Source organism: Flavicella sp., from assembly GCF_029238425.1.
GTDB lineage: Bacteria > Bacteroidota > Bacteroidia > Flavobacteriales > Flavobacteriaceae > Flavicella.
Genome location: NZ_JAQWGB010000147.1, coordinates 1 through 3,039, shown reverse-complemented (window position 1 = coordinate 3,039; position 3,039 = coordinate 1). Strand labels below are relative to the sequence as shown.

The following is a 3,039-nucleotide window of genomic DNA, read 5'->3' as shown; positions in this document are numbered from 1 at the left end:
GAAAAAGAATATTTTACTTTGTTTCTTCTAGAGTCGTAGAAAAATTTGAAAATTTTGATATCAACTCCTCTGATACCTCATAATAATCTGGATGGATAATTTTTGCCAACACTTCGATTCCGTTGACCAAAGTACTTGCAGAAGGCTGTGTGAACATATCAAAATCGGCAAGATACACAGCATTATTTTTTACTGCTCTTAAGGAATTCCATTCAGGACGTTCCGTTAAAAATGGCATATCTTTTAAAGTAGTTTCTGTAGTATACCCACAAGGTGCTATGACCAAAACCTCAGGATCGTATTTTACAATTTTATCCCAATCCACAACAATACTGTCCCCAGAAGGATGTGATAAAAGATCCACACCTCCTGCACATCCTATTTGATGAGGAATCCAATGTCCACAATTAAACAATGGATCTATCCACTCTAGTAGCATCACAGATTTTTGAAGCAATCGATTCTCTCTTTGCACATCAATCACCTTGTCTATTCTACTTTCTAATTCTTTTACATGCGCTACCCCAACTTCTTTTTTACCCATGGCTGATGCGATGGTGATTACAGAATCCAACACATCTTGTAACGATCCTGGATTGATGGGGATCAACACTGGTTCTTTCTCCAAATTTGCAACTGCCGCCGCCGTACATTTTGTATCTATTTGGCAAACCTCACAAACATCTTGGGTAAAAATTACATCAGGTGCAATTTTAGCAAGTGCTTCTTCATCCACAAAATACAAACTCTCCCCAGTCTTCTTACTATTTGAAAACAGTGTATTTATTTCATCACTTGTATAATTCTTGCCCTCCATCACGCATCGAACCACGCGTGTTTTTTCTTCCAATGCTTTTGCAGGACACTCAAAGGTAATTCCATCCAAAACATCTTGTAAACCCATATCGTAAATCATTTGGGTAATTGCGGGTAAAAAAGAGGATACTTTCATTTTTGATATTATTTTTTAATCTCCATAGCAATATGCGGTATGGTATCTTCTAAATATTCCTCACCAACAGCCATAAAACCGTGAGATTCATAAAATTTCTTTAGATATAATTGTGCAGAAATATGGATATCAAACTCGTTGAATTTTTTTTCAATACTTTTTATAGAAAAGGACACCAATTGATTTCCATAATCATATTTTCTATATTTTTTTGCTACTACCACCCTTCCTATACTGGCTAAATCGTAGCAATCTTTACTTTTAAAAATCCTAGCATAGGCAACCAATTCATTTTTAACATAACCAACGATATGTAGCGACTTTTGATCTTTAAAATCTACATCCAAATAGGCAGAATCTTGCTCTACAACAAATACATCGGCTCGTAAATGAAGTACTTTATAAAGTTCATCTACAGAAAAATCCTTGAAATGTTTTATTTGAAATTCGATCATAGAAACGTTGCTAGTTCTAACTGCGAAATTAACTTCTTTTAAAGATAATCATAACATTTTTAAAAATATTCTAAAAATCTATCAATCTTTGCAGCTCAAAAAAAATCAAAATGATCTATTATATTTCAGGAGGTGAACGGTCAGGTAAGAGTTCTTATGCTCAAAAACTAGCAGAAGATTTATCCTCTGCTCCTTACTATTTAGCGACTTCAAGAATCTGGGACAAAGACTTTCAAAAAAGAGTAGATCGACACGTTTCCGACAGGGATGAACGCTGGACTACTCTTGAAGAAGAAAAATTTTTAAGTACGGTAATTCCTCAAAAATCAGTGGTTGTAATTGATTGTGTTACTTTATGGTTGACAAACTTTTTTGTTGATACTAAATATGATGTAGAGAAATCTTTAGGTTTGGCAAAAGAAGAAATAAAGAAACTTCAAGAGCTTGATGCCACCATCATCATCATTTCAAATGAGATTGGAATGGGAATACATTCTGAACATGAATCCGGTAGAAAATTTACAGAATTACAAGGTTGGACCAATCAAGCGATTGCAAAAGTTGCTGACAAGGCAACTTTTATGGTTTCTGGATTACCTTTACATTTAAAATAAGACAGATGAAATTCGATATAAAAAAAATAGATACCTCTTTAGAAAAAGAGATCCAACATAAAATTAATTTCAAAACAAAACCTGTCGGATCTTTAGGTGTTTTAGAAAATATTGGAACCCAAATATCTTTGATCCAAAACACATTAACTCCTACAATATCCAAACCCACAATCGTTATATTTGCTGGGGATCATGGAGTGGTACAAAATCACCCCGTTAGTCCATTTCCTCAAGAAGTTACCGCACAAATGGTGTTGAACTTTTTACAAGGAGGAGCTGCTATCAATGTGTTTTCAGAATTAAATGAGATTGATTTAAAAGTGGTAGACAGTGGAGTCAATTTTGACTTTGAAAACAACCCTAATTTGATCCATGCCAAAATAAACCCTTCTACAAAAGATTACACAAAAGAAGCGGCCATGTCTATTCAAGATTGTGAAAAAGCTCTGAAAAAAGGGGCAGATATCGTAACAAAAATATTTTCTACAGGATGCAATACCATTGGTTTTGGAGAAATGGGAATCGGAAACACCTCTTCTGCGTCCTTGCTTATGAGTTCGTTTGCAAATGCTCCTATTGAAGATTGTACTGGAAAAGGAACGGGGCATACTGAAGAAGGTGTTAAAACAAAAGTTGATATTCTTAAAAAAGCACAAAGAATTCATGCGAATGCGACATTAGCTATTGAAATTTTAGCTGCTTTTGGTGGCTATGAAATAGCAATGATGACAGGTGCTTTTCTACAAGCAGCGAAACTTCAAATGACTATCCTTGTAGATGGATTTATCACCACAAGTGCATTGTTGGCAGCAAGTGAAATCAATAAAAACGTACTAGATTATTGTATTTTCTCGCATACCTCTGGAGAAAAAGGACATGAAAAAATGTTAGAATCTATAAACGCAAAACCTTTACTCAATTTCGGGTTAAGATTAGGAGAAGGAACGGGAGCGGCATTGGCTGTCCCAACCTTGAAAGCTGCTGTTGCATTTATTAATAAAATGGCTTCCTTCGAAAG

Annotated in this window: 4 protein-coding genes; 2 read left to right on the top strand and 2 right to left on the bottom strand. The window is 34.9% G+C overall.

The genetic code is table 11. The annotated features are described in order from the left end of the window. Nucleotides 1-13: 13 nt before the first annotated feature. Both P8H68_RS10535 and P8H68_RS10530 read right to left on the bottom strand, forming a co-directional pair. Complete coding sequence (locus P8H68_RS10535; protein WP_300324642.1) at nt 14-952, bottom strand: ABC transporter substrate-binding protein; 939 nt, start codon at nt 950-952, stop codon at nt 14-16. An 8-nt stretch (nt 953-960) separates the two neighbouring features. After that, nucleotides 961-1,407 carry a GNAT family N-acetyltransferase gene (locus P8H68_RS10530; protein ID WP_300324639.1) on the bottom strand — a complete coding sequence of 149 codons (447 nt, stop codon included), beginning with the start codon at nt 1,405-1,407 and terminating at the stop codon, nt 961-963. A 110-nt stretch (nt 1,408-1,517) separates the two neighbouring features. On the opposite strand from P8H68_RS10530, the gene P8H68_RS10525 reads away from it, so the two are divergent. Next, nucleotides 1,518-2,021 carry a bifunctional adenosylcobinamide kinase/adenosylcobinamide-phosphate guanylyltransferase gene (locus tag P8H68_RS10525; protein WP_300324636.1) on the top strand — a complete coding sequence of 168 codons (504 nt, stop codon included), beginning with the start codon at nt 1,518-1,520 and terminating at the stop codon, nt 2,019-2,021. 5 nt (nt 2,022-2,026) lie between these two features. After that, the coding region (gene cobT, locus P8H68_RS10520; protein ID WP_300324634.1) for a nicotinate-nucleotide--dimethylbenzimidazole phosphoribosyltransferase at nt 2,027-3,039 on the top strand (1,013 nt) is incomplete at its 3' end.